The sequence below is a fragment of the Amycolatopsis sp. VC5-11 genome, assembly GCF_037034185.1.
In the GTDB taxonomy this organism is placed as follows: Bacteria; Actinomycetota; Actinomycetes; order Mycobacteriales; family Pseudonocardiaceae; genus Amycolatopsis; species Amycolatopsis nivea.
Map to the genome: position 1 here is coordinate 40,879 of NZ_JBAGKF010000017.1, position 23,940 is coordinate 64,818.

Here is a 23,940-nt window from a genome sequence, read left to right on the forward strand (position 1 = left end):
CCCGTGAATCACGAAACCACCCGTTCGGACGGCACGAGAATCCATTACACCGCAACCGGTTCCACCGACGGGCCCGCGCTGACGCTCATCCACGGCTGGGGCTGCGACCGCGGGGATTTCGACACGATCGTCAAGCACCTCCCGCCCGAGGTCCGCGTGCTGGCCGTCGATCTCGCGGAACACGGCGACTCACGGTCGTCTCGCGACACGTGGACCATCGAGGAATTTGCGGGCGACGTAGCCGCCGTTCTGGCCGCCGAGTCGGTCGAATCCACTGTCGTAGCCGGGCATTCGCTTGGCGGAGCGGTCGCGGTCGAGACCGCCCGGCTGCTTCCGGACACGGTCACCCGGGTGATCGCGCTCGATGCGTTGCACTACTTGGGCTTGTTCCCCGCGCAGAGCGAGGAGGACGTCCAGGCGTTGCTGCAGCCGTTCCGCGAGGACTTCACCGGTGCGATGCGCGGGATGGTCGAAGCCGGTTCGCCAGAAGGCACCGATCCGTCCTTAGTGGACTCATATATCAAGAAGATGGGCTCCGTGCGTCAGCCCGCCGGTCTGCACGCGCTCGAAGGCCTCGCACGCTGGGACATGGACGCGGCGCTGCGCGAGATCGCCCAGCCGGTCGTGCTGTTCGCCGTGCGCTCGATCATCGCCAAGGAGGCGATCGACCGCTACGGCGACCGGATCCGGATCGAACTGGTCGACCTCGGCAGCCACCACTTCCCCGTCGAATCCCCGGCGGAAACCGCCAAGATCCTGGCCGACGAACTCTAGGCCCGTCGCCCGCCATCGACGGACAACGTCGTCCCGGTGATGTACGACGCGGCGTCCGAACAAAGCCAGACCACGGCCGCGGCGGCTTCTTCCGGAGTCGCCAGCCTGCCGAGCGGAGTGATCGCTTCCTGCCGGGCGATCATGCCGGGGTCGCCAGCCCACTTGTCGAACCCCGGCGTCCGCGTCGGCCCCGGGCACACCGCGTTGACGCGGATGCCGTCCGCCGCGTAGTCGACCGCCGCAACCTTGGTCAGGCCCACAATCCCGTGCTTCGACGCGACGTAAGCCGGCGCGTTCGGGATCGCGTACAACCCGCCGTTGGACGCGACGTTCACGATCGCGCCGCCCTTCAGGTGCGGCAGCTCGTACTTCATGCAGAGGAAGGTCCCGGACAGATTCACCTGCACGACGCGCTCGAACTCGGCGAGCGTCAGCTGGTCGACGCGCTTGTGCGACGACAACCCGGCGTTGTTCACCGCGAAGTCGAGCCCGCCGTACGCCTCGACCGTCTGCTTTACCGCGGCCTGTACTGAAGACTCGTCGCCGATGTCGACCTGGACGGCCAGCGCTTCCCCGCCGTCCTTCTTGATCAACTCGACGGTTTCCGCCGCGGCCGCCGCGTCGATGTCCAGGACGGCCACCGCTGCCCCGGTGCGCGCGAACTCGATCGCCGCCGCGCGGCCGATCCCGCTGCCCGCCCCGGTGACGAGCCCGCGTCGCCGGCTCACGACAGCGACTCGTGGTTCGCCCAGGCCACGCGATACGAATGCCGCGCCTGCCACTTCTCGATCACCTCGTGCAGCTCAGGTGCGGTGAAGCTCTTGGCCAGCGTGTCGAGGTCGGCGAGGGTGACCTGGACGATCGCCGTCGCGATCAGCGCCGGGATGGCGTCTTCCCCGGGGATCGGCAGGTGGCGGCGAGTTTCGACCGACTCGGCGAACCCGGTCGCCAGCATGGCCTGTTTGATATCGCTGAGGTACTGATCCAGCTCGCCGTCGGGTAGCGGCTGGTCGAACGAAACAATCATCGTGTGCGTGATCATGCTTCAAGTTTTGCCCCGGTTCCGCCCGGACGTCCAAGACCGATTCGCTATTTGGCGATAACCTGGAGGCATGGCTGAACTGGAGACGCGCGAACTCGAGTACTTCCTGGCAGTCGCCAGCGAGCTGCACTTCGGCCGGGCCGCAGTACGGCTGTCGATCGCCCAGCCGGCGCTCTCGAAGGCGATCCAACGCATCGAAACCCGGCTCGGCGTGCAGTTGTTCGCCCGCTCGAGCCGCCACGTCGAACTGACCGCGGCCGGCGAGGCGCTCCAGGAACACGGACGGCACGCGCTCAACGCGGTCAGCGCCGCCGCCCGCAACGCCCGCCGCGCCGGCGAAAGCCACCTGCGCCTGGTGCTCAAACCGGGCGGCGACGCCGGACTGCTGTCCGGAATCCTCGCCGAATACTCCCACCATCCCGACGCCCACCAGGTCGACATCCTCTTCAGCGGCCCCGCCGACCGCGCCGACTTCCTCCTCAGCGGCCGCGCGGACGTCGGCCTCCTGTTCGTCCCGTTCGACGACCTGACCGGGCTTGCCCACGAAACCCTCCACGCCGAGGATCGCGTCGCCATCGTCCCCAGCACACACCGGCTGGCTCAGCAGCCGTCGGTCCGGCTGTCCGATTTGGACGGAGAAACGCTGCCGTCGTGGAAGGGCGTGCCCGGCGTCGAGGGAACCGGCCCGGAGGTGGCTGACGTGGTCCAGTTGCTGCACCTCATCTCGCTGGAACGGATGGTCGGCGTACTGCCGCGGTCGCTGGTCGACCAGGTCCCGCCGGGCGTGGTCTGCGTGCCGATCGCGGACGCTCCGCCCAGTCAGCTGGTGCTCGCGTGGAACGAGCAGGACCGGCGGCCGCAGGTGGCTTCGTTCGTGAACGCGGCGCTGGATTCGGTCCGTTGACCCGCGGTTGAAGACCAGGCGCGCCGCCCTGAACACCGCAGCCCCCACGACCGCGGGTGCGGGGACGGCTGCCTGCCCGGTCACCCGCACCACGCTAGGGCGGCCGAACCGGCGAAACATCCGTCCGCGGTCGATCGCGGGTAGCCGTTGGTCTAATTGCGTTCAATCCCGCGGCCAGGAGTGTCATGCTGGCTGGCGTGGAGGACATCATCGCAGCGGTCGGACCCCGGCTCCGCCACTTCCGGCGGCAACGCAACCGCACCCTGGACGAACTGTCGAACGCGACCGGCATCTCGATCAGCACCCTCTCCCGTCTCGAATCCGGCCAGCGCAAGGCCACCCTCGAACTGCTGCTGCCCATCGCCCGCGCGCACCGGGTCCCGCTGGACGAACTGGTCGGCACCGCCCCGCTGCAGCCGGTCACGCGCAGCGACCGGACCGTCGTGCCGCTCACCCAGCAGCCCGGGCAGTTCCAGTCGCTCAAGATGATCTTCGACGCCGCCCAGCGCGAACCCGATCCGCGCACGCATCCCGGCCACGAGTGGTTCTGCGTCCTCAGCGGCAAGGGCAGGCTCGTGCTCGGCGACCACGACGTCGTCCTCAAAGCAGGCGAGGTCGCCGAATTCGACACCCGGATCCCACATTGGTTCGGCAGCACCGGCGAGGGCCCGGTCGAAATCCTCAGCATGTTCGGCAAGCAGGGCGAGCGCATCCGCGTCCGCGCCAAGACCCGCTGATTGCTCCACTTGGCGGTATAACCCCGGGCGCAGGGGAAAACCTATGCCCGCACTGAGCTGCGTTTATCGGAACACACCGTCGAAAGTCGGTGCCTAGCACCAAAAATCCCGACTTAACATCCGTGTCCCGCGGACGGACACCCTTTTCCCTCCGCGCGTTTCCTTCGCTCACGACGAGGAGATGCATCGATGCGGAAACTCTTTGCCCTGCTCACTTCCGCCCTGGCGGCCGCGGCCGTCGTCGCCGGCAGCCCGCCGGTTTCGGCGGCTCCGGGCAGCGGGGTGGTGCCCGGGCTGACCGGTGCCGCCGCGAAAGCCGCCGCTGGGACCGCCGCGGACAAATTCCTCAAGCTGCGCCGCGAAAAAGCCGGCCGCTCCGTCAAACCGCGGATCGACGCGCAGCAGCACACCTTCTGGGGCCCCGAACCGCAATTGTCCAGCGGCGCGGACGGAATTCTCGTCACGCACAGTGTCGTCCCGGACCTGCGACTCTCGAACAGCGCGGACGTCGTCTACGCCCCGACGGTCAAGCCCACCGGCCATTCCTGCATCGAGGTAGTCACCGCGTACGGACTCGACCAAGGCGGTCAGGTCTGGGCTTGGGACTGGTGCGGAACGGTCGGCCCGGCCAAGGTCGTCCCGCTGGACAGCTCGTTCCTCTCCAATTACACGTCCACAGTGGACGGACACCCGGCGTTCACCGTCCAGGAAGTCCAGACCGACGCGAGCGCCAACAGCTGGACCGCGTCGCTCTACAACGTGAAGACCGGCAAGTGGGACGACCTGTTCTCGCAAAGCGGCAGCGACCAGAGCACCCTCAACGAGGGCTGGGACATCTTCGAGCTGTACTCGACCGTCGACCCGTCGACCGGCCAGGCTTACTACTGCTCGGACGCCAAGGGCAAGGTCTTCGAATCCAGCCAGCTGCAGTTGCGCATCGGCGGCCAGTGGACCCCGGCGACGGAGTCGAACTCGCCGTTGCAGCCGACCGCCAACCCGAACCCGAGCGACTACAGCTGCTCGTCGCTGAACTTCGAGGTGCCGACGCCGAACAGCAACTGGCGCGTCACCGTCTAGGCCCCGGCCGGCAGGAGTGCGTGCCACCAGCGGTCGAACGCGGCACTGCACCCCTGCCGGTTGGCGTAATCACGGGCCACCTTCTGAGATATCTCGCCGGCCCGGTCCGCGACCGCCGTGCCTGCCCGGTAACACAACCGCAGCTCCTGCCACAGCGGCGCGTCCTCGATCGCCCGCACGACGATCCCGTCCTGCCGGTCCTCCCGAGTCGCCAACGCCGGCGCGGCCGCCATGCCCTCGCGCACCAAATCCAGCAAAGTAGCCAGACACTGCGGCCGATGCGGCTGATCGAGCACGACCCCGTGTTGTCGGCAGACCTCCTGCAAGTACGCCGACCACCGGGTCGTCCACGGCGGGTCGTCCGCCCAGGGATACCCGGCGAGTTCCGCCAGCGGTATCTCCGCACGAGTGGCCAGCGGATGCTCTTCGGCCAGAATCACGAAAACCGGCTCCCGCGCCTGCACGACGAGACTCTCGACGCCGTCCGGAACGATCCGATCCGGAAGCGGCGCAAGGTAAACCAGTGCGAGATCAAGGTCCCCGTCCGCGAGCGCCGCCAACGTCCGGTCCTCGTCCTGCTCCTCGTGCACCCGGACCGCGGGACACCACGGCTGATCTCGCAACCACCTCGCCAACGCGAGATGCAGAAACCCGCTGTACCCGCCGAGGCGAACCGCCCCCGCCGCTTCCCGCCGCGCTCCAGCCCGCTCGGTCAGCGCCGACATCCCCGCCAGCACCGCCCGCGCGTCCGCGACGACGTCCTCCCCGAGCGCGGTCGGCACGCATCCCGTCGGCGAGCGCGCGAACAAACTCCCGCCGACCGACCGTTCGACGCGCCGCAGCAACCCGGACAAAGCCGGTTGAGAAACGTGCAACGCCTTGGCCGCGCGAACGAGACTGTGCGCGTCGGCGATGGCCACGAGCGCGCGCAGGTGGCGCAGTTCCAGCTCCATGACTCCTCCGGCCGCAACCCCTCTCGCCTGGCCACTGTAACGCCGAAGATCGTGGGGAATTACCGACGCGAGTCGGTACTCAGTCGCTCCCGGCGCAGCGCGTACAGCGCGATGCCGAGGCCAATCACGGTGAGGACCGCGGCCAGCAGATAAATCGACTGCGGCGCACGGGCGATCACCTGCCCGCCCAGCAGCCCCGCGACCGCGGCGGCCAGCTGGAACCCGGACGCGTTGACCGCTACCGCCAGCGTCGGAGCGCTGCTGCCCGCGGCGATCACCCGCGCCTGCATTCCCGGGACGATCCCGAAGGCAAGCATCCCGAGCACGAACACCAACCCGATCATCACCGGTTTGACCGGGCTGCCCAGCCAAGCCGCTGCCAGCGCTACCACCAGAGCGGCCAGCATCCAGGCCAGCGACGGCAGCAGTGCCCGGTCCGCCCACCGCCCGCCGAGGTAGTTGCCCGCGACCGCGCCGACCCCGTAAAGAACCAGCAGCACCGGAAGCAGCTCGCTGAATCCACTGACGTCGGTGAGCAATGGCGCGATATACGTAAAAACGGTCACCACGCCCACGTTGCCGAGCACGGTCAGGCCGATCGCCTGCCAGACGTTGCGATCCGCCAGTACCCGCAACTCCCCGCGCACCGACCCGGTCGCGGGCTGGGCCGGAACGAACCGCAGCACGAGCAGCAGCGCGATCCCGCTGACCACGGCCACCGCCCCGAACGTCGCCCGCCAGCCAAGATGATGACCGAGCACCGTGCCGAGCGGACTGCCCGCGACGATGCCCAGGTTCAGCCCCATGGTCACCTTCGCGATGGTCGAAACCGCCTTTCCCGGCGGAGCCATCGACACGACAGTCGCGATCGCGACCGCGAAGAACGTCGCCACCACCAGCCCGGCGACGAACCGCGACACCACCGCGAGCGCGTAGCCCGGAGCGAGCGCCGACCCCAGATTGCCGGCCATGGACACCACGATCAGCCCCGCGATGAGCGGCTTGCGCGCGACCCGCGCGGTAGCCAGCGTGACCAGCGGGCCGCCGACGATCATCCCGATCGCGTAGGCGGTGACGAGCAGCCCGGCCGACCCGACCGAGACCGACAGCCCGGCGGCGACGTCGGGCAGGATGCCGGCGATCACGAACTCGCCGGTGGTGAGGCTGAAGACAACGAGCAGCAAGGAAAACACCGAGAGCGGCACGGCACCCCACAGTAGTTCTAGTTCAAATGATTCGAACTAGAACTATCACAGCTCGAATCAGTTCCGCTAGACTCGGGCGCATGGCAGGGACTCCGGGCGTGGACCGCGACGTGTGCAAACTGGTCCACCACCTCGCGCACACGCTGGATGTCCACGTGCGTCGCGTGGCCGAGCAGATGGGCCTGACGCCGAGCCAAGTGATCGCGTTGCGCGAACTGTCCGAGCCGATCACCGCGCGCGAACTGGCCGCCCGAATGGTGTGCGAAGCGTCGAACGCCACCTTCGTCCTGGACCGGCTCGAAGAGCAGGACCTGATCCAGCGTCAGCCGCACCCCGCGGACCGCCGGGCCAAACAGATCGTGCTGACCCCGGCAGGCAAACGCCGCCGCACCGAAGCACTACGCCACCTGGACGCGCGCTCCCCGCTGACGCCGCTCAGCCCGGCCCAGCAGGAATCCCTGCACGAACTGCTCCGCGCACTGATGCCGGACAGCACGGCCTAGTTCACCGGAAAGCCGACTTTCGTCGCCCCAATAGGTCTGGACAACTCCGCGAGTGGTCTAGACAATATGTGCTCAGAGGGTCGCATCGGACCGGAGGAACCGCAATGAAGCGTGCTCGTTTCCTCGTCGTGCTCCTGCTAGCCGCAGCCGGACTGGTCGTCGGCGGGCCAGCGCAGGCGGCGAACCTGCTCGCCAACCCCGGTTTCGAAGCCGGTTCGACCTCCGGCTGGACCTGCCCCGCAGGTGCGGCCGTGAAGACGCCAGTGCACTCGGGCAGCTACGCCCTAGCCGTCACCCCCGGTGCGTCTGACCAGGGCCAATGCACCCAAACAGTCTCCGTGCGCCCGAACACGACCTACACGGTTTCCGCCTGGGTCCAAGGCTCCCCGGTCTACCTAGGCGTCACCGGCGGCTCCTCCACCTGGACTAACGCCTCCGCCTACAGCCAACTCTCGCTGTCCTTCACCACCACCGCGAACCAGACGTCCGCCGAGCTGTACCTGCACGGCTGGTACGGCGCCGGCACGTACTACGCCGACGACGTAGTCCTCGATGGCCCAGGCGGCGACACCCCGGGTGCCCCCGGCGTCCCAGGCACGCCAACCGTCGGCACCGTCACCAACACGTCAATCGCCCTGAACTGGACCGCGGCCGCAGGCACCGTGACCGGCTACCGCGTCTACGAAGACAACGTCCTGCGCGCCACCGTCACCGGAACCACCACGACACTCTCCGGTCTGACCCCCTGCACCTCGCACAGCTACTCGATCACCTCCTACAACGACAAGGCCGAATCCGCCCACACTCCAGCGGTTTCCGCCACGACCGGCGGCTGCACCAGCACCGGCCTGCCCAAACACGCGCTGATCGGCTACGTCCACGCAAGCTTCGCGAACGGCTCGGGCTACCTGAAACTCGCCGACGTCCCCGCCGCGTGGGACATCATCGACCTGGCCTTCGCCGAACCCACGTCGGTGACCTCGGGCGACATCCGCTTCAACCGCTGCTCGGTTACCGAATGCCCCGGGGTAGAAAGCGACGCGGACTTCATCGCCGCGATCCGCGCGAAGCAGGCACAAGGCAAGAAGGTCCTGATCTCGATCGGCGGCCAAAACGGCGAAGTCCAGCTCACCACCACCGCCGCCCGCGACAACTTCGTCAACTCAGTCGCGGCGATCATCGACAAATACGGCCTGGACGGTCTGGACGTCGACTTCGAAAGCCAGTCCCTGTCCCTGAACTCGGGCGACACGGACTTCCACAACCCGACCACCCCGGTGATCGTCAACCTGATCTCGGCTTTGAAAACGTTGAAAGCCCGCTACGGAGCCAAATTCGTCCTGACGATGGCCCCAGAAACATTTTTCGTCCAGGTGGGCTACCAGTTCTACGGAGGCGCAGGCGGCGGCGACAGCCGAACCGGCGCGTACCTGCCGGTGATCTACGCCTTGCGCGACTCTTTGACGGTCCTGCATGTCCAGGACTACAACTCCGGCCCAGTCATGGGATTGGACAACCAGTACCACACCATGGGCGGCGCGGACTTTCTGATCGCGATGACCGACATGCTGAAGTCCGGCTTCAAGGTCGCGAACACCGGCCAGACCTTCCCGGGCCTCCGAGAAGACCAAATCGCCGTCGGCCTGCCCGCGGCGGTCAGCGCAGGCAACGGCTATGTCTCCCCGGCGGAAGTCCAAACCGCCGTGACCTGCCTGGCCCACGGAACCGGCTGCGACTCGTACACCTTGCGCGGTGGACCGTCGCCAGCGCTGCGGGGGTTGATGACTTGGTCGGTGAACTGGGATCGGTACTACGGCTGGGCTTTCCAGAACGCACACCGACCGTTCTTGGACGGTCTTGGCTGAGCCGTAGGCCAGGGATCCGGTCTCGGACAGCGCGCCATCGCACTGATCTATACCGCCTATCGTGAAAATTGGCTTCCTTTACTGCGGGTGGAACGCCGAGCATTGACTGCGTGACAGTGCAATGGTGAAAGGCGCTCCATGCCCGGCGAGGTAAGCAGTTCCGTGTTTCCGACCGTGGACGTGCATGCGCACGCCTGGCTGCCGGAAGTCGAGGCGCTCGTGCGAAATCGTCCGGGATACGCGGCGTATGCGGGCCTGGAAGAGTTGCGCGCGGGCCGGGAATCGAGCGCGGTGAGCAAGCGTCGTTTCGCTGAGCGGCGGGAGCGGCTGATCGATCCGCGCACCCGGATCGAGGTGATGACCGAGGCCCAGGTTGAAGTTCAGGTCGTCTCGGTCTCGCCAACGCAATACCATTCCTGGGCGGATTCCGCGCTGGCGTGGGAGCTGGCCCAGGCCACCAACGAAGGCATCCGGACGCACTGCGCGGTCTATCCGGACCGGTTATGCGGTCTGGGAGTTGCTCCGCTGCGGCATCCCGGGGTAGCCGTGGCCGCCTTGGAGCACGCTGTGCGCAGCGGACTGCGCGGCGTCGAGATTTCTTCCCACGCACCAGACCAGCCGGGCGGGACGGTCGAGCTGTCCGATCCCAGGCTCGACCCGCTGTGGAAACGCGCCGGAGAACTGGAAGCCGTCGTCTTCATTCATCCCTGGGGTTGCACCCTCGCCGCGCGCCTGGACCGTTGGTATCTGTCGAATTCCGTCGGGCAACTGGTGGAGCACGCGGTCGCTCTGTCGCACTTGATCTTCGGCGGTGTGCTGGACCGGTTTCCCCGGCTGCGTCTGCTTATCGCGCACGGCGGCGGATATCTGCCCGCTTGCCTCGGGCGCAATGACCACGCCTGGCTCAACCGTCCCGAAGCCAGCGGATGTCGTGAGTTGCCGAGCACGTACCTGCGCCGGATGTGGTTCGACTCGCTGGTGTACACCCCGGAGTCGCTGCACGCCCTGATCCGTGCGGCGGGCCCCACTCAGCTCGTGCTCGGCTCCGATTACCCATTCGACATGGGCGTCGATGACCCCGTGCAGCAGGTGAACGAGGCGGTGTCCGACCCCGTCGTCGCCGCGGCCATCAGGGGTCGGAACGCGGCGAACCTCAACCTGCTGCCGCGTTCCGCCCCGTCGCCCGGAAACCCTGCGCCCGGCCACCGGTGACCGGTGGGCGATCACCCGTTGGACAAGGAGGATTTCGTGCCCATGACATACGGACCCGGTCAGGTGCTGCGCACCCGGTGGTCGTCGGATGACGACGCTGATCAGTTCACTGTGGACAATCCGGCCACCGGGCAGCCGGTCGTGGTGATCCAGGGCGCCGGTGTGCACCAGGTGGATCAGGCGGTCCGTGCCGCGGATGAGGCGCAGGGCGCGTGGAAAGCCCGCACGCCACGGGAGCGCGGGCGATGGCTGTGGAAGATCGCCCAGACGGTACGCGAGCATGGCGACGAGATCGCTGCGCTGGAGTCCAGCGACAATGGCAAACCGGTGTCCCAAGCGCGCGAGTTCGATGTGGAAGCCGCTGTCGCGATCTTCGAACTGTTCGCCAGTCTCTGTGAAGCCATGCCCAACCAGGTGCGTGACGCGGGCAGCATTCTGGACGTCACCGTGCTGGAACCCTATGGCGTCATCGGTGCCATCGTGCCGTTCAACTGGCCGCCGCTGCACGCCGCCGGCAAACTCGCCCCCGCGCTCGCGGCAGGAAACGCCGTGGTTATCAAGCCGCCTGAGCAGGCACCGCTGTCGGTGCTGCGCGTCGCGGAACTGGTGCAGTCCGTGCTTCCGGACGACGTCGTGCACGTCGTCCCGGGCACCGGCAAGGTCGGTGCCGCATTGGCCGGACACAAGCTGGTCGGCAAGATCTCCTTCACCGGAGCTCCCGCCACCGGGACCGCAGTGATCAAGACGGCGGCGGACAATCTGACGCCCACCCTGATGGAACTCGGCGGCAAGAACGCACTGGTGCTCTTCGACGACGCCGACCTGGACTCGGCGCTGCCCTGGGCGGTGGAGGGTGGCTTTTTCAACCAGGGCGAAGCCTGCACCGCTGCCTCCCGTGTCCTCGTGCATGCCGATCTCTACGACGAGGTCGCCCGGCGTTACGCCGCCGCAGTGAAACGGCTGAAGGTCGGCAATGGCGCCGACGCGGGCACCCACGTGGGTCCACTGGTGACACCGGCACAGCGCCAGCGGGTGCTGGACTACCTCGACATCGGTGTGGCCGAGGGCGCGACGATCGCGGCACAGGCGGCGCTGCCCGCCGATCCGGGCCTGGCGGACGGGTTTTACGCACCGCCGACCCTGTTCACCGGCGTGACCCCGGACATGCGCATCGCCAAGGAGGAGATCTTCGGCCCGGTCGTGTGCTTGATCCCGTTCCGCGACGAGGCGGAAGCGATCACCATCGCCAACGGCACGGACTTCGGCCTGGTGGCCGGGGTGTTCACCCGCGATTCCGAGCGCGCTCTGCGGGTCAGCCGGGCGATCCGCGCGGGCATGGTGTTCGTCAACCACTACCACCGCGCGTTCACCGGGACCCCGTTCGGCGGGGTGGGCGCCAGCGGCTACGGCCGCGAACACGCCCTGGAAACGCTGCACGAGTTCGGCTACAGCAAGAGCCTCCGACTACCCTCCGGCACCGCGGAGATCCCGCGCTGGGCACCGTCCCTGGAAGTCATCGACGCGAACGATTCCTGATTCGCCGCCCGGCGGTCACGTTCAGGCGATCAGGGCGCTCGCCTCCGCGAGGAGACCACGCAACCAGGCATGACCGGAATCCGGATCGTGCATCGGATGCCACCAGAACGCCTCGACGATGGGTACCGCGTCGAATGGGCAAGGCAGAATCCGCACCCCCGCCGCCTCGGCCATCCCGGCGGCGAGCTTGCGTTGCATCAGCGCGAGACCACCGCTACGGCGAACAAGTTGCAGCATAGGAAGGAAGGACTCCGCGGTCGCGCACACGCGGGGCGTCACGCCGAGAAGTTCCATCTGCCGCCACGCCGGCGTCCGCCCCAACGGGTCGCCGAAGGTGGTGACCCAGGGCAGGCGACGCAGATCGTCCATGGTCAGCCGGTCTCCGACTTCCTGGTTGCCGGCAGCGACGACGCAGACCCACTGGTCCTGGAACAGATCCATCGACTGCGGCAGATCGATGTACCCGTGCGGCATGAAAACGCCGTCCACGGTCCGGTAGAAATCCGGGTCCCGGCTCAGCGCTTCCGGGGTCACCGGCTCGAAGCGAACCCCCGCGCCGGGCGCCCGCTTTTCCAGCAACCCCACCAGATACGCACCGACGACGCTGATTCCGTAGTCCGAGGAAACGATGGTGAAAACCCGGCTGGAATTCGCCGGATCGAATTCCGGCTCGGCCGAGAACACTCGCGCGACCGCGGCCACGGCCACACTGACCAGCGGCCGCAACTGCTCCGCGAACGGGGTGAGCTGGTAATGATTCCCGACCCGGGTCAGCAGATCATCGGAGAAATGGCGGCGCAACCGGGCCAGCGCGACCGACAACGTCGGCTGGGTACGGCCCAGACGGTGTGCCGCACCGGTGACCGTGCGCTCGGTCAGCAGCGCGTGCAATGCGTGCAGGTGATTGTTGTCCAGGCTGTGCAGCTCAGCCGACTCAGAAACCACGGTGAACTCCGACGGGCGATGGTGCGTTATCACCTCACTCTATACTCCATATGGAGAGTATTTGCTTCCTTTTTTGTGAATAAGGGCGGACCATCGATCCCGTGGCCAGTGAGCCACCTCCAAGGCAAAGGATTACTCGTGGCGATGTCCGATTTGATCGATGTGCACGCGCATTTCACCCCGCCCACCACCCCCGAAGAACGGGAAGCACGATGGCGGTCGATGCGGGAGGTGCAATTCCTCGCGCCAGCGCCTTACCACTGGACTGTGGACGGGGCGTTGGACTACATGGATCGCGCCGGCGTCACGATGCAGTTCCTCAGCAACATCCCGAAGACGCCGGACGCCCTTCGCGCGTCTAACGACTACGGCGCGTCCCTCGTGTCGGATCACCCGACGAGGTTCGGTCTGCTCGCCGCACTGCCCACCGACGACCCGCCCGCCACACTCGCCGAGATCGAGCGCGCCTCCCGCGACTTGTCGGCGGACGGATTCGCGGTGACCTGCGACTACAACGGCATCTCCCTCGGCGACGCAAGCCTGGAACCAGTGTGGGCCGAACTCGATCGCCGGCGCGCGACCGTGTTCGCCCACCCGGACGCCTACGCTCCCGCGTCCCTGGGCCGTCCGAGCCCGCTGCTGGAAGTCGCCTTCGAAACCGCGCGCACCATCGTCGACATGCTCTACGCGGGCATCTTCCGCAGATTCCCGAACATGCGGCTGATCGTCGCCCACTGCGGCGGCGCGCTGCCCGCCCTGTCCGGACGGCTGCGACTGCTGGGCACGGAAGCCTGGGTGCCGAACCCGAACCAGCTCGACCCCCGCGAGATCCGGGAGCACCTTGCCGGCCTGTATCTGGACACCGCCGCCACCGGCACCGCGCACTCTCTCGCCGCGGCTCTGGCCATGACCACCCCAGACCACATCGTCTACGGCTCCGACAGCGGCGTGCCATGCAGCACGGAGGCAACGCTGGAAGCCAACAGACTTGCCCTGGCAAGCTTCGACGGACTGCCGCGCGATCAACTCGAAGCTATCGGCGGCAACGCGCTACGCCTATTCCCCGAAGCCGCCGCCCGGCTCGGTCGGCAGGTTACGCCCGCCTGAGCAGACTCCGTGCACTCGAACACGGCGGAGACCGTATTGCTACTGCAGCACTGACGAATAGGGAGGCGAAAGGCGCTGCCGTACTTTACTGCTGTACGGGCACGAAAAAGACCCTTCCCGGTTAGCCGGAAAGGGCCTTTGACTTGCTGTGGAGCTGAGGGGAATCGAACCCCTGACCTTCTCGATGCGAACGAGACGCGCTACCAACTGCGCTACAGCCCCTCAGGAGCGTGAGCCCCTGTTGTTCAGTGCTTGGAAAGCTTAGCAGCGCCCTCCAGGCACCGAACAACGGGGGGTCACTCTCCGACCGCCCGGCGGTACGGGCCCGCGGTGGGCTCGGCGAGCTCCTCGAAAGCCGGGTCTTCGTCGTCCAGGTCGACCACAACTGCCTGCCGGCGGATGCGGGACATCGGGGACGGTTTGCGCTCCACGATGTCGCGCGGCACCTCGGGTGCGACGACCTCGACGTCCTCCTCTTCCTCCTCCTCGAAGGAGTCGTACGCCTCGTAGGCAGGAGCGGGAGCCGTCGTCGCGTAGCGGGCCATCCGGCGCTGCCGGATCTCGTTCTCTATGCGGACCTGGCGGCGGAGGTACACGAGGTAGCCGACGAGGGCGATGTCCACCGCGGCGTGCGCCCACCACGCGAGCGAGATGGCGAATCCGGCGATCGCGGCCGTGACGACGGCGGCGATCAGCAGGATCACGACCACCCGCTGACGGAACGCGTACTTCGCCTTGGCCGCGATCTCCGCTGCCTCCGGGTCGAAGCCGCCCCGGCCGGGCCGGTAGCTGCGCCGTTCGCGGCGCGGTTCGGCGGCCCGTTCCGCGCGCGAAGGCTGCGGAAGCGGCTCCGGTTCGGGTTCGGGCTCGGCGTCCAGGTCAGCGTCGAGTCCCGCCTCGAGTTCGGCGAGGTCATCCTCCACCGAAGGATTCGCATGGTCGGACATGGCGTCGTCCTCCTGTCCCTCGTTGCGAGCACTGCCCCTTCGCACTACCCGGGCGGCCAGCGCGGAGGTTGGCGTCCGCGCGACTTGCTGGCGTTTGCGAGCCACCATGGGCACGAGAACGACGAGCCATGCCGCGGCGAGCGCGACGATGATCACCGAACTGGGCATCTCCCGTCACCTCCCCCGATCCTCTGCTGTAGTCACGCTAGCCACAACAGTCACACAGGAGGCGCAGACTCGCCGGGTTCGATCACGAAAATGCATCACCGCATTAGGTGAATCTCACATGATGTGGTAACGCGTGATCGCACTGGGACGCGTAGTCACCGTCAGGCAAGTTCGGCGCGTCCGGACGCCACCAGCCGGGACACCAGGCCGTTGCCGGTCTCCTCTTTCGTCACGGCGAAACACAGGTGGTCACGCCAGGCGCCGGCGACGTCGAGGTACCGCTCGAACAGCCCTTCCTGCCGATATCCGGCCTTGGTGAGCACGCGGATGCTGGCGTTGTTCTCCGGTCGCACGGTCGCTTCGAGCCGGTGCAGGCCGGCGACATCGAAAGCGTGATCTGTCACGAGCGCGACGGCCGCGGTGGCGACGCCTCCCCGGACGATCTCGGACGACACCCAATACCCGATCCAGGCCGACCGGAGTGCGGCGCGGATCACATTACCGACAGTGATCTGCCCCGCGAACTTTCCGTCAACCGTGATCGTGAACGGCAGGCACTGCCCGCGCCGCGCGAGCCCGCGCAGCGCCGCCCACTGCGACGGCCACGACCAGAACGCGTTGCGGTCCGCCCACGGCCCGATCCCGGTCGGCTCCCACTCCTCGAGGTGCTCGCGGTCGCGCAGCCGGACGCGGCTCCACTCGCCGGCGTCGCGCAACCGCACCGGGCGCACGGCGAGCACGCCTGCCGGGATCCGCAGGGGGCCGAGCGTGGCGGGCCAGCCGGGGTGCCGGTTTTCGACCGAGTCGGCGAGTGCGGCCACGGATCAGGCGCGCTGGGCGAGGAAGGTGACCTTGACCTGGTCGCCCGCGGCCACCTCGGTGAGGTCCTCCTCGACGGTGATGAGGCAGTTGGCCTCGGCCAGCGACGCGAGCAGATGCGCACCCGACGTTCCGAGCGGCTGCACCAGGTACTCGCCGTTCGCCTCGTCGCGCAGCAGCTGGCCGCGCAGGTAGCCCCGGCGGCCCTTCGTCGAGGTGATCGACGAAAGCAGCCTCGCGCCGACCACCCGGCGGTGCGGGTTGCGCGTGCCGCGCGCGGTGCGGATCAGCGGACGTACCAGCACCTCGAACACCACGAGCGCGCTCATCGGGTTGCCCGGGATGAGAAAGGTCGGCACCGAGTCCGGGCCGAGCCTGCCGAAGCCCTGCACCGAGCCGGGGTGCATCGCGACCCTCGTCAGGTCGATGTGCCCGAGGTCGGACAGCGCGGCGTGCACCTCGTCGCCGGAAGACCCGCCTGCCCCGCCCGCGACGACCACGATCTCGGACATCAGCAGCCGTCCTTCGACGACCTCGCGCAGCCGTTTCGGGTCGCCCGGCACGATGCCGACCCGGCTCACCTCGGCGCCCGCGTCACGCGCGGCCGCGGCCAGCGCGTACGAGTTGACGTCGTAGACCTGGCCGACCGACGGCGTGCGGTCGATGTCCACCAGCTCGTCGCCGACCGACACGATCGACACCCGCGGCCGCGGGTAGACCAGCACCTTCGCGCGGCCGACCGCGGCGAGCAGCCCGACCTGCGCGGAGCCAATGGTGTCGCCCTTGCGCACCGCGACGTCGCCGATCTGCACGTCCTCGCCGGTCCGGCGCACGTAGCCGGCCGACGGCACGGACCGGGTGATGGTGACCTTCGCCTGGTGGCCGTCGGTGTAAGCGGTCGGGACGACGGCGTCCGCGAGCGTGGGCAGCGGCGCGCCAGTGTCGACCCGCACCGCCTGGCCCGGCTGCAGCCGTCGCGGCTGACGCGAGCCAGCCGGGATCTCGCCGACGACCGGCAGCTGGACCGGTTCCTGTCCGGCGGTCTGCACGTCGACGCTCCGGACCGCGTAGCCGTCCACTGCCGCCTGGTCGAACCCGGGCAGCGCGTGCTCGGCGACGACCTCCTCCGCGCAGAGCAGACCCTGCGCTTCGGAGATCGCGACGCGAACCGGACGCGGGCGCACGGCGGCGTCGAGGGTCAGCGCGATCTGCTCGTCGACCGAGCGGAAATCGCCGGTCTCGGCGGATTCTTCCGTCGAGGCAACGATTTCCGCCGATTCCGCCGCGGCGACGGCCTGAACCGCCGGTTCGGGCACGTCTTCGGTCGGGACGGCAGGGGTGGAATCGAGGGAGTCCGTCATGGGCGATCGTTTCCGATCCGTTCGGTCAGCCAGGTGCGCAGCGACGGCCCGTAATCCGGGTCCTCGAGCGCGAAATCGACGGCGGCGCGCAGGAATCCGCCCGGGTTGCCCAGGTCGTGCCGCCCGCCGCGGTGGACGACGATGTGCACGGGGTGCCCCTCCCGGATCAGCAGCGCGACGGCGTCGGTGAGCTGCAGCTCGCCGCCCGCACCGGGCTCGATCCGGCGCAGCGCGTCGAAAATCGCCCGGTCGAGCAGGTACCGCCCAGCCGCGGCGTAGGTCGACGGCGCGTCCTCCGGCTTGGGCTTCTCGACCATGCCGTGGACCTGCTTGACGTCCGGGTCGCCGGTGTCGGTGACGTCGAAGACGCCGTACGGGGAGATCTGCTCCTTCGGGATGTCGAAGGCGCAAAGCACGCTCCCGCCGTACTGGGCGCGGACGGCCGACATCCGGTCGAGGACCCCGGCGGGCAACACGAGGTCATCGGGCAGGAGAACGGCGACAGCGGTGTCTTCGTCGGTGAGGTTCGGCTCGGCCTGCGCGACCGCGTGCCCGAGCCCGAGTGCCTGCTCCTGGATCGCGACCTCGACGTCCAGCAGCTCCGGCCCGCGCCGGACCTTCGCCAGCAGCTCGGTCTTGCCCTTGTCCTCGAGCGTCTTCTCCAGGTCCGGCTTCGCCTCGAAGTACCGGACGACAGCTTCCTTGTCCGGCGAGGTGACGATCACCAGCCGCTTCGCCCCCGCACTCGCCGCCTCGCTCGCGACGATCTCGATCCCCGGCGTGTCGACCACTGGCAGCAGCTCTTTGGGCACCGCTTTCGTGGTCGGCAGGAATCGCGTGCCGAGGCCTGCGGCAGGCACGATGGCGGTTCTGAAGGTCTGGGTGGTTGAGGCGCCCGTCATGGGCGCAAAGCCTAACCTGGTCTCATGCACGAGCCGGGCAATGAGACCCCGAGCAAGGCGGAGTGGCGGACACGAATCCTTCGCTCCCGCGCCGAACTGCCCCCCGAAGCCCATGCTCGCGAGGCAGCCGCCCTGGCGACCGCGGCGTCGTCGATCCACGCGGAAACGGTGTGCGCGTACCTCCCTTTCGGCACCGAGCCCGGCCAAATCTCCCTGGTGAACGCCCTGGCCGCGACGGGCGCGCGCGTCCTGCTGCCCGTCATCCCGGACACGCCCGGCCCACTCGACTGGTCTGAGTACACCGGCCCGGACGCCCTGATCCCCGGACGCCTCCGCGGCGTCCTCGAACCCTCCGGCCCACGCCTGGGCACCGCCGCAGTGGCGTCGGCGGAGGTGCTGCTGATCCCAGCCCTGGCCGTCGACCGCCACGGCACCCGCCTCGGCCGCGGAGCGGGCTACTACGACCGCACCCTGACCGCCGCGCCCGACACCGCCCGCGTGGCCGTGGTGCGCGCAGAGGAGGTCGTCGACCGTCTCCCGGCCGAACCCCACGACGTGCCCATGACCGCCGTCCTGACGCCCTCCGGCCTCATCCAGCTGCCAACGGCTGCCGCTGCTCGGTGAGACCGCCGCTCGGCGCGGCTCGGCTCGGCGGGACGCAGCGCGACAACGGCTCCGCTCGGCGGCTCAGCGCGACACGGCTCGGCTCAGCTCCACGCGACGCCGCTCAAGGGCTCAACGGCGCGACGGCTCCACGCGACGCGGCACAGCTCGGCTCGACGGCTCCGCGCGGCGCGGCCCGCTCGGCGCGGCTCGCTCGGCGCGGCTCGCTCGGCGGCTCCACGCGGCACGACGCGGCACGACGCGGCTCGGCGCGGCTCGGCGCGGCTCGGCGCGGCTCGGCGCGGCGCGGCGACGCAGCTCGGCGCGGCACGGCGACGCGGCACGGCGCGGCTCGGCCTGCCTCGGCTCGAAAGTGGTCAAGACCACTCAACCGGCCAGCCGTGTCCGGTACCGCCGCCCGAACCCGATGCCCACCGTCATGGCCCCTACCGAACCCGATGGCCGCCACCATGACCCGCCACTCGAATCCGATGGCCACCGTCCAGCCACGAACCACCCAAACCACGCATCCGCACACAACCCACACCAGCACCCGCCCCTCACGACCACCAAAACCGCCGCGAGCAAGCCCGCACGAGGCCCTCCAGGCCCCGCCAACCAGCCCAGCAACGGCCCAGTCGACCGGACCAGCCGCAGTCCAGCCACCCACCCGCCGCCGCCCAGGACGCCCTGACCAGCACTAACCCGCCACCGCCCCTTCCTCGCCCGCACTGTGAGCAAGGGGTAATTGCGCTGAGGGAATGCTGTCCAGCACAATTGGGTTAGCACTCTTGTAGGTCGAGTGCCAGTGCATGAAGGAGCTTCAGTGCCCACGTACCAGTACGCCTGCAAGGAATGTGACCACCGCTTCGAGGCGGTGCAGTCCTTCTCCGACCCCAGCCTGACCGTCTGCCCGCAGTGCTCCGGCGCCCTGCGCAAGGTCTTCAGTTCGGTCGGCGTGGTCTTCAAGGGCAGCGGGTTCTACCGCACGGATTCGCGTGATTCGAGCAAGTCGAGCACCTCCGCGACCCCGGCCAAGACCGAGAGCGCCAAGTCCGACTCGTCGTCCACCACCTCCTCTTCGTCGACGTCTTCTTCGTCCTCGAACACATCCTCCACGACGAGCACGACAAAAACGGCTTCCACGCCCTCCTGACCCCCGAGTTATCCACAAGGGGCCAGTTGTCCACAGGTTCGCGAATCGGCTCTTCCGGCCGGTTCGCGACGTCCTTAACGTCGGATTCGTGCGGCATCCCGCCGCACCGGAACCGACGAGGGGACAACCGTGAACACCTTGCTCAGCCGCCTTCCCGCGCTGCCTGACGTCCGTCTGCCGCGCGGGCGGCGAGCCCGGATGCTCCGCCGGTGTCTCGCGGCGGCCCTGCTCTTGGCCGGCCTGCTTGTCCTGTTTCTCCCGCCCTCTGCACGGGGCGCACCCGCCACCTCGACGGTGGTCTCCGCACGCGACCTGCCCGCGGGCTCAGTCCTGCGCGCTGCGGACGTGCGGACCGTCGCGCTGCCCGACAACCTCCGTCCGTCCGGCGCGCTCTCGGCGACCGACACAGCGGTGGGCCGGCTTCTGTCCGGCGCGGCGCGAGCCGGCGAGCCCATCACCGACGTCCGGCTTCTGGGCAACAACCTCCCCGTAACGGGTGAACCCGGCGCGGTCACCGTGGCCGTCCGGCTCGCGGACGCGGCCGTCGCCGAGTTGCTTCAGCCGGGCCAGCGCGTTGACGTCGTCGCGGGCGCGGATACCACAAATTCCGCGTCTGTGCTGGCCAGAGGGGCTTCGGTGGTCACCGTCCGGCGTTCCGACGACACCGGGAACCGCACTTTGGGCCCGCCGCAGAAGGGTCCGCTGGTGCTGCTCGCGCTGCCGGCACAGGTTGCCACGCAGGTCGCTGCTTCCTCGCTCGAACGACCGGTAACGGTTACTCTCCGCTAACCCGACCCTGTTCCGACGGGCGACGGCTGTCTGAAGGCGGCCAGACGCCTGTCCCGAATCCCCTGGGAGCAGCAGTGCTGAAAGGTTTCAAGGACTTCCTGATGCGCGGCAACGTCGTCGACCTCGCGGTCGCCGTCGTGATCGGCGCCGCGTTCACCGCGATCGTCACCGCGTTCACCAACGGCCTGATCAAGCCGCTGATCAGCGCGATCGGCGGTTCCGACGCGGCGCAGGGGCTCGGTTTCCGGATCCTCAAGGCAAACGGCGCGACCTTCATGGACTTCGGCGGCGTGATCAACGCGGCGATCAACTTCGTGATCGTGGCGGCGATCGTCTACTTCCTGGTCGTCCTGCCGGTGAAGCACCTGCAGGAGCGGCGGAAGCGCGGCCAGGAGCCCGGTCCCGCCGAGCCCACCGACGTCGAGCTGCTCATCGAAATCCGCGACCTGCTGCGCGCGCAGCAGGGCAACGGCCCCTCCAGCCGCGACAGCTGAGGGGTCACCGATCGTGATGCGGGGGCCGGTTCTCGAGATACCACGAATCCGGAGTGGTCTCCGGGCCCCGGCCCCGCTCATCGGACGTGGTCTCCGGCAGGACGTCGCCGAAGATCTCGTCGACCCGGCGGCGGCGCTGGGCCTCGTCTGTGCGGGGACGTCGTTCCTCGTGCGGCATGGGTCCATCGTCCCACCTGTTGTTTGACAAGTGCAGAGAGACATCCGCCGCGAAACGGCCGGGCTCAGACCTCTTCGAGACCGGAAAGCTCGTCGATCACGTGCGGGACCAGCGAGGAGAGGGTCGCCATGCCGTCGCGCACAGCCGCGCGCGAGCCGGCCAGGTTGACCACCAGCGTGCTGCCCGAAACGCCGGCCAGGCCGCGGGAGATCCCGGCGTCGACCGCGCCCGCGGCCAGCCCCGAGGCGCGCAGGGCCTCGCCGATGCCCGGGATCGGGCGGTCGAGGACCCCGGCGGTCGCGTCCGGCGTGCGGTCGCGCGGCGACACTCCGGTGCCGCCGACCGTGATCACCAGGTCAGCCCCGCCGATCACCGCCGTGTTGAGCGCGTTGCGGATGCCCGCGGTCTCGGCCTCGACCACCACGACGCCGTCGACGATGAACCCGGCCTCCTCGAGCAACTCGGTGACGAGCGGCCCCGAGGTGTCCTCGTGCTCCCCGTGCGCGACCCGGTCGTCCACAATCACCACGAGTGCCCGGCCCAGCCGCTGTGCGCTCCGTTCCATGCCGACACCGTATCCGGTTCGGGGCCCGCTTCGCCGCCACGGGCCCGGTGATTTCTGACGATTCGGTGACGTGGTCCCCGCAGGCCGCGCGCACCCCGGGGCGGGCCGCCTAGCGTCGGCGGGGTGCGAGTGCTCATCACCGGCGGAGCCGGGTTCATCGGGTCCCGGATCGCCGATCAGCTGGCCGACGACGGCGCCGAGGTCGTCGTGCTGGACAACCTGCTGTCCACTGCGCACGGCTCCACCACGCCGCCCGAATACACCCAGCGGCACCGTTTCCTCCGCGGTGACGTCACCGACACCGAGATCGTCGCCGAGCTGCTCGACGGCGTCGACGCGGTCTGTCACCAGGCTGCGGTGGTCGGGCACGGCGTGGATCCCTCCGACGCGCCCTCGTATGCGCTGAACAACGATTACGGCACCGCCGTGCTGCTGGCCGCGATGTATGCGGCGAAGGTGCGAAAGCTCGTGCTCGCCTCGTCGATGGTGGTCTACGGCGAGGGGCGCTACGCGTGTGCGGAACACGGTGTCGTTCCGCCGTCACCTCGCCGGCAGTCCGATGTGGACGCCGGACGATTCGAACCCACTTGCCCGCACTGCGGTGCCGAGTTGGGCTGGCAACTCGTGCCCGAAGACGCGCCGCTGTTGCCCCGGAGCACCTACGCGGCAACAAAACTGGCGCAAGAACATCTCGCGGGCGCATGGGCACGGCAGACCGGCGGCACGGTCTGGGCATTGCGCTACCACAACGTCTACGGCCCGCGGATGCCGCAGAACACGCCATACGCGGGCGTGGCGTCGCTGTTCCGCTCGGCACTGGAGCGCGGCGAAGCGCCGACCGTGCTTGAGGACGGGCGGCAGCAGCGGGATTTCGTGCACGTGGACGACGTGGCCCGAGCGAACGTCCTCGCGCTCCAGAAAGACGGTCCGGAGGCAGACATCACGCCGCTGAACGTCTGTTCCGGACAGCCGCACAGCGTCGGCGACCTGGCCCGGGAGCTGGCCCGTGCCTGCGGAGGGCCGGAGCCGCGGATCGTCGGCGGTGCGCGACCCGCGGACGTCCGGCACGTGGTCGCCGACCCGGCTCGAGCACGGGAGCTGCTCGGGTTCCGGGCGGAAACGTCCTTCGCGGAGGGCATCGCCGCGTTCGCCACCGCGGAGCTGCGCGCCTCCATCACCCGATGAGGTGAAGATCACGTTCCGGAATGAATCGGCCGTACCGGATCTTGATGCTGGGCATGCGTTCCATCGTGGTGGGGGACATCGAAATCCACGCGCTGACCGACGGACGGCTGCAACTGCCGTCGTCGTTCTTCCCGGGACTTCAGGGCAAGCGCTCGGCGCCGAGCACCGTGCCCGTGGTCATCGGCGCGTTCCTGATCCGGACGGGCGGCCGCACCGTGCTGGTCGACGCCGGTTTCGGACCGCGTGCGTCCGGCGAGCCGCACCTGCCGCAGCACTCCAAAGAGCAACTGCACCCCGTGGTCAGCGCCGCCGAGCCGGAGCACACCGGCGGCTTGCCCGCGGCGCTCGCTGAGGCCGGGATTGCCCCCGCAAACATCGACACCGTGGTGCTGACTCATCTGCACGCCGACCACATCGGCTGGGTCGCGCCGAACGGCGAGCCGTACTTCCCGAATGCCGAAGTGCGGTACGGCGCGCCCGACTGGGCAGCGTTCATCGAGCCGGCCGGGCGGCACGACCGTGGCCGTGTAGCGCTGGAAGCTCTTCGCGCCCAGGGCAAACTGCGACCGCTGCTTGACGGCGAAATGGTCGCTCCCGGCGTCACCGCCCGGCATGCGCCTGGACACACGCCAGGTCATTACGTGCTGGAAGTCGCGGACCAGGACCGTCGCGCTGTCCTGATCGGCGACGTCTTCCAGATTCCGGAGCAGATGGCTGATCCGGCGATCGGTGCTGCGTCCGACGCCAATCCCGGACAGGCGGAGCTGACCCGCCGTCGCTGGCTCGGCGAGGTGGTCGGTACCGGCACGATCGTCGCGGCGGCGCATTTCCCGGACGAGCCGTTCTTCCGGATCGCGGCCGACCACAGCGTGGAGCCGGTCGCGGCGGTTGCCGCTTCCTGACTGTCCACAAT

Annotated in this window: 26 protein-coding genes and 1 tRNA gene; 15 read left to right on the top strand and 12 right to left on the bottom strand. The window is 68.7% G+C overall.

Translation table 11 applies throughout. The features are described 5' to 3' along the window. Positions 1-3 precede the first annotated feature (3 nt). Entirely contained in the window at positions 4-774 is a 771-nt protein-coding gene (locus WA670_RS35395) for an alpha/beta fold hydrolase (RefSeq protein ID WP_336160589.1), read from the top strand. On the opposite strand, the gene WA670_RS35400 is transcribed toward WA670_RS35395, so the two are convergent. Continuing rightward, positions 771-1,502, bottom strand: a complete 732-nt coding sequence (locus tag WA670_RS35400) for an SDR family NAD(P)-dependent oxidoreductase (RefSeq protein WP_275290764.1) — start codon at positions 1,500-1,502, stop codon at positions 771-773. The genes WA670_RS35395 and WA670_RS35400 overlap by 4 nt on opposite strands. Next, the gene (locus tag WA670_RS35405; protein ID WP_043832494.1) at positions 1,499-1,816 is read right to left on the bottom strand and encodes a hypothetical protein; all 318 of its coding nucleotides are present in this window, start codon (positions 1,814-1,816) and stop codon (positions 1,499-1,501) included. The genes WA670_RS35400 and WA670_RS35405 overlap by 4 nt, the downstream gene beginning before the upstream one ends. A gap of 70 nt (positions 1,817-1,886) precedes the next feature. Between WA670_RS35405 and WA670_RS35410 the strand changes: the two genes are divergently transcribed. The 3 genes from WA670_RS35410 (at position 1,887) to WA670_RS35420 (ending at position 4,534) form a co-directional block, all read left to right on the top strand. Next, entirely contained in the window at positions 1,887-2,720 is an 834-nt protein-coding gene (locus WA670_RS35410) for a LysR family transcriptional regulator (RefSeq protein WP_037811154.1), read from the top strand. A 197-nt stretch (positions 2,721-2,917) separates the two neighbouring features. Then, positions 2,918-3,457, top strand: coding sequence for a helix-turn-helix domain-containing protein (locus WA670_RS35415; protein WP_336160740.1), 540 nt, complete (start codon positions 2,918-2,920; stop codon positions 3,455-3,457). A 189-nt stretch (positions 3,458-3,646) separates the two neighbouring features. Beyond that, positions 3,647-4,534 (top strand): carbohydrate-binding protein, encoded by an 888-nt coding sequence (locus WA670_RS35420; protein WP_336160591.1) that lies wholly within the window; start codon positions 3,647-3,649, stop codon positions 4,532-4,534. On the opposite strand, the gene WA670_RS35425 is transcribed toward WA670_RS35420, so the two are convergent. Beyond that, on the bottom strand, positions 4,531-5,487 hold the full coding sequence (locus WA670_RS35425; protein ID WP_037811150.1) for a LysR family transcriptional regulator: 957 nt from the start codon (positions 5,485-5,487) through the stop codon (positions 4,531-4,533). The two genes, WA670_RS35420 and WA670_RS35425, sit on opposite strands and share 4 nt — an antisense overlap. A gap of 59 nt (positions 5,488-5,546) precedes the next feature. Beyond that, complete coding sequence (locus WA670_RS35430; protein ID WP_336160593.1) at positions 5,547-6,692, bottom strand: MFS transporter; 1,146 nt, start codon at positions 6,690-6,692, stop codon at positions 5,547-5,549. A gap of 80 nt (positions 6,693-6,772) precedes the next feature. Here WA670_RS35430 and WA670_RS35435 point away from each other — a divergent pair, with 80 nt between their 5' ends. From WA670_RS35435 to WA670_RS35450, 4 genes are all read left to right on the top strand, one after another. After that, complete coding sequence (locus tag WA670_RS35435; protein WP_037811147.1) at positions 6,773-7,195, top strand: MarR family winged helix-turn-helix transcriptional regulator; 423 nt, start codon at positions 6,773-6,775, stop codon at positions 7,193-7,195. A 104-nt stretch (positions 7,196-7,299) separates the two neighbouring features. Then, positions 7,300-9,060: a chitinase gene (locus WA670_RS35440; protein WP_336160596.1), complete on the top strand. Its 1,761-nt coding sequence runs from the start codon at positions 7,300-7,302 to the stop codon at positions 9,058-9,060. 138 nt (positions 9,061-9,198) lie between these two features. After that, positions 9,199-10,272 carry an amidohydrolase family protein gene (locus WA670_RS35445; RefSeq protein WP_336160598.1) on the top strand — a complete coding sequence of 358 codons (1,074 nt, stop codon included), beginning with the start codon at positions 9,199-9,201 and terminating at the stop codon, positions 10,270-10,272. A 42-nt stretch (positions 10,273-10,314) separates the two neighbouring features. After that, complete coding sequence (locus tag WA670_RS35450; RefSeq protein WP_336160742.1) at positions 10,315-11,808, top strand: aldehyde dehydrogenase family protein; 1,494 nt, start codon at positions 10,315-10,317, stop codon at positions 11,806-11,808. 21 nt (positions 11,809-11,829) lie between these two features. Here the strand turns inward: WA670_RS35450 and WA670_RS35455 are convergent, their stop codons facing one another. Then, a complete protein-coding gene (locus tag WA670_RS35455; protein ID WP_336160600.1) occupies positions 11,830-12,753 on the bottom strand; it encodes a LysR family transcriptional regulator in 924 nt (307 codons plus the stop codon). A 144-nt stretch (positions 12,754-12,897) separates the two neighbouring features. Between WA670_RS35455 and WA670_RS35460 the strand changes: the two genes are divergently transcribed. After that, a complete protein-coding gene (locus tag WA670_RS35460; protein ID WP_336160602.1) occupies positions 12,898-13,860 on the top strand; it encodes an amidohydrolase family protein in 963 nt (320 codons plus the stop codon). Positions 13,861-14,009: 149 nt separating this feature from the next. Here the strand turns inward: WA670_RS35460 and WA670_RS35465 are convergent. The 5 genes from WA670_RS35465 to WA670_RS35485 form a co-directional block, all read right to left on the bottom strand. Then, a tRNA-Ala gene (locus WA670_RS35465) sits at positions 14,010-14,082 on the bottom strand. A 74-nt stretch (positions 14,083-14,156) separates the two neighbouring features. Continuing rightward, positions 14,157-14,975, bottom strand: a complete 819-nt coding sequence (gene sepX / locus WA670_RS35470; RefSeq protein ID WP_336160604.1) for a divisome protein SepX/GlpR — start codon at positions 14,973-14,975, stop codon at positions 14,157-14,159. Positions 14,976-15,136: 161 nt separating this feature from the next. After that, positions 15,137-15,796 carry a GNAT family N-acetyltransferase gene (locus WA670_RS35475; RefSeq protein ID WP_037811141.1) on the bottom strand — a complete coding sequence of 220 codons (660 nt, stop codon included), beginning with the start codon at positions 15,794-15,796 and terminating at the stop codon, positions 15,137-15,139. A gap of 3 nt (positions 15,797-15,799) precedes the next feature. After that, complete coding sequence (gene glp, locus WA670_RS35480) at positions 15,800-17,155, bottom strand: molybdotransferase-like divisome protein Glp (protein WP_199817529.1); 1,356 nt, start codon at positions 17,153-17,155, stop codon at positions 15,800-15,802. Beyond that, the gene (locus tag WA670_RS35485) at positions 17,152-18,057 is read right to left on the bottom strand and encodes a UTP--glucose-1-phosphate uridylyltransferase (RefSeq protein ID WP_037811139.1); all 906 of its coding nucleotides are present in this window, start codon (positions 18,055-18,057) and stop codon (positions 17,152-17,154) included. Before WA670_RS35485 ends, glp begins: the two co-directional genes overlap by 4 nt. Positions 18,058-18,081: 24 nt before the next feature. On the opposite strand from WA670_RS35485, the gene WA670_RS35490 reads away from it, so the two are divergent. The 4 genes from WA670_RS35490 to mscL all read left to right on the top strand — a co-directional run bounded on the left by WA670_RS35490 (position 18,082) and on the right by mscL (position 21,099). After that, positions 18,082-18,681, top strand: a complete 600-nt coding sequence (locus tag WA670_RS35490) for a 5-formyltetrahydrofolate cyclo-ligase (RefSeq protein ID WP_336160606.1) — start codon at positions 18,082-18,084, stop codon at positions 18,679-18,681. Positions 18,682-19,486: 805 nt separating this feature from the next. Beyond that, the gene (locus WA670_RS35495) at positions 19,487-19,816 is read left to right on the top strand and encodes an FmdB family zinc ribbon protein (RefSeq protein ID WP_078870386.1); all 330 of its coding nucleotides are present in this window, start codon (positions 19,487-19,489) and stop codon (positions 19,814-19,816) included. 129 nt (positions 19,817-19,945) lie between these two features. Continuing rightward, a complete protein-coding gene (locus WA670_RS35500; RefSeq protein WP_235146677.1) occupies positions 19,946-20,605 on the top strand; it encodes an SAF domain-containing protein in 660 nt (219 codons plus the stop codon). 74 nt (positions 20,606-20,679) lie between these two features. Next, entirely contained in the window at positions 20,680-21,099 is a 420-nt protein-coding gene (gene mscL, locus WA670_RS35505) for a large-conductance mechanosensitive channel protein MscL (protein WP_037811136.1), read from the top strand. A gap of 4 nt (positions 21,100-21,103) precedes the next feature. On the opposite strand, the gene WA670_RS35510 is transcribed toward mscL, so the two are convergent. Together WA670_RS35510 and WA670_RS35515 are read right to left on the bottom strand one after the other, a co-directional pair. Beyond that, positions 21,104-21,277, bottom strand: a complete 174-nt coding sequence (locus WA670_RS35510) for a hypothetical protein (protein ID WP_162836035.1) — start codon at positions 21,275-21,277, stop codon at positions 21,104-21,106. A gap of 64 nt (positions 21,278-21,341) precedes the next feature. Next, positions 21,342-21,842 carry a MogA/MoaB family molybdenum cofactor biosynthesis protein gene (locus tag WA670_RS35515; RefSeq protein WP_009083558.1) on the bottom strand — a complete coding sequence of 167 codons (501 nt, stop codon included), beginning with the start codon at positions 21,840-21,842 and terminating at the stop codon, positions 21,342-21,344. 123 nt (positions 21,843-21,965) lie between these two features. On the opposite strand from WA670_RS35515, the gene WA670_RS35520 reads away from it, so the two are divergent. Both WA670_RS35520 and WA670_RS35525 read left to right on the top strand, forming a co-directional pair. After that, the gene (locus WA670_RS35520) at positions 21,966-23,027 is read left to right on the top strand and encodes an SDR family NAD(P)-dependent oxidoreductase (protein WP_336160612.1); all 1,062 of its coding nucleotides are present in this window, start codon (positions 21,966-21,968) and stop codon (positions 23,025-23,027) included. Positions 23,028-23,047: 20 nt separating this feature from the next. Then, the gene (locus WA670_RS35525; RefSeq protein WP_336160614.1) at positions 23,048-23,929 is read left to right on the top strand and encodes an MBL fold metallo-hydrolase; all 882 of its coding nucleotides are present in this window, start codon (positions 23,048-23,050) and stop codon (positions 23,927-23,929) included. Positions 23,930-23,940: the final 11 nt, after the last annotated feature.